The 1,841-nt window shown below is 44.7% G+C and carries 3 protein-coding genes; 1 reads left to right on the top strand and 2 read right to left on the bottom strand.

What is annotated here, in order from left to right; all coding sequences use genetic code 11:
• Positions 1-241: 241 nt before the first annotated feature.
• Positions 242-526 (bottom strand): hypothetical protein, encoded by a 285-nt coding sequence (locus tag P8O70_21610; GenBank protein ID MDG2199439.1) that lies wholly within the window; start codon positions 524-526, stop codon positions 242-244.
• Between the two features lie 269 nt (positions 527-795).
• Between P8O70_21610 and P8O70_21615 the strand changes: the two genes are divergently transcribed.
• Complete coding sequence (locus P8O70_21615; protein MDG2199440.1) at positions 796-1,278, top strand: hypothetical protein; 483 nt, start codon at positions 796-798, stop codon at positions 1,276-1,278.
• 106 nt (positions 1,279-1,384) lie between these two features.
• On the opposite strand, the gene P8O70_21620 is transcribed toward P8O70_21615, so the two are convergent.
• Positions 1,385-1,738, bottom strand: a complete 354-nt coding sequence (locus P8O70_21620) for a pentapeptide repeat-containing protein (GenBank protein MDG2199441.1) — start codon at positions 1,736-1,738, stop codon at positions 1,385-1,387.
• Positions 1,739-1,841 lie beyond the last annotated feature (103 nt).

Here is a 1,841-nt window from a genome sequence, read left to right on the forward strand (position 1 = left end):
TGGAGAGTTATATGGAAATCGCTTGGGCCAACCAAAGTGGATACGGTGTGGGCTTTGAACCCCATGATGGCTGGACCTTTGCGATCTACACACAAAAGACCGGGGCCATGTAATTTGAGGATCTTCCAGATCAGGAAGTCGAAGGAATCCGTCTTGAGGCAGGCTATCGTTGGAAATGAAAGGCAACAGACGAGAAATAGCTGATTAAAGCAGAAATTTAATTCTCAGAATAATCGACTGCTTAGTGGAAGGTCCGAATTTGGCGAGGAGATTCTTTAAAAACTGTCTTGGGCATAACGGGGATCGACTGTGAAGCTGCGTACTGGTCCAGTTGCATGCGCAGGGCTCTCAGATCACTGTAAGGCCTTGGCTGCCTATTGAGTTGCTGACTGATCGCTAAAACCTCCTGAATTCTTTTCTGTTCTTCCCGATATTCCTCAGTTGGAGGATAGGGCTTGAAGGGCTTGGCTCCCAGCAACAATAGAGTGGCTGCAGAAATCAGCAACAATTTCAAAAGTCTGGACATCGCGCTCCCTGTTCCTCAAAACGATTCTCAAGGGGATCATGACATCCTGTCTTGTAGCCGGCTTCATCCTGAAGAAAGCTTTTTTGTAGTCTTCCTTACTATGGACTCATCTTCAAGCAAACTTGAGCCCATCTAATCAAAACCGCTTAGACACTGATAAAAAAGCCAGGTTATTCATCTATGAATTCAAACCTTTGACTACTCCGCCTGACTTCAGAAGAAATACAGTGTTGTGGAACTGATTACTTCAACAATGTTTAGAGGATATTATGAAATACCTGATAGTGGCTTTAATCGCTTTGCTTTGCTGGACAAATACATCATTTGCTCAGAAGCTTGGACCGGTGGGCAAGCAAATGCTTCGGGAGTATTCAACAAAGGGCGAACTCACTTACTGGAGTTCGGTAGATACAGAGTGCCCATTCTACAGTGATTTGAATCTAAACCAAATCATTCGAGAGAGGATTTTAAAGCAAAACATTCGGCCTGCTTTTCACAAGAACAAACAACTGAGGAAAGCCCGAGTCTATGTGAAGGTTCACTGCTATTTCAAAGACTTCACTGTGATTACTGCGGATTTTGAACTCCAACTCGGCTACGACCTAGCTGACCAAGTACGCCTTGGCTATTCCTCTGAGGTTTTCCTGCTGAATCATCCCATTCAAAAAATCATAGTCGATATCGAATCCATAGTGGATGAAAAGGTAGCTGAATACGCAGCGGCCTATTTGGAAGGTGCTGTTGCTCGGTAATCTTCTTCAAGCAGCGTGCAGCAATAATTGGACATATACTCACTTTCAAAGACTTTTTGTTGGGATCGCGACCCAATCCATAAAGATTCTCAACCAATAAACTTCTTCAGCAATCTTTATTACTGATCTCTCCGTTGGGAAGGATCGTTTTACAGAAAATCGCACCACGCAGGATCGAGTAACTCAGATTGGCATCTCGCAAGCTAGCCTCCCTCAGATCAGTTTCTCGCAGATCCGCATTTCTCAAGTTGGCCCGAGATAAATTTGCCCCCCTCAAATCAGCGTAACTCAAGTCAATGTCCGGCAACTTTGCTGCTGACAAGTCACACCGGTTACAGACGATCCTTTCCTTCTGCTTGGCCACCTGCTTCAGTAGGCTATCGACATCCGACGGATTAAAACCAAGAATCGGGGATACCACAATTAAGAATGTCATCGGTGCGAGGAAAAATATCTTCATCGCACGAGCCCCATTTTTAATTGCGTGGGCAGATCAAATTTTCTATGACTTACAAGTGTCTCAAGAGTTATTTGGGAGGGAGGCCTGTGCATCCAAGTCTCTT

This window comes from SAR324 cluster bacterium (assembly GCA_029245725.1).
In the GTDB taxonomy this organism is placed as follows: domain Bacteria; phylum SAR324; class SAR324; order SAR324; family NAC60-12; genus JCVI-SCAAA005.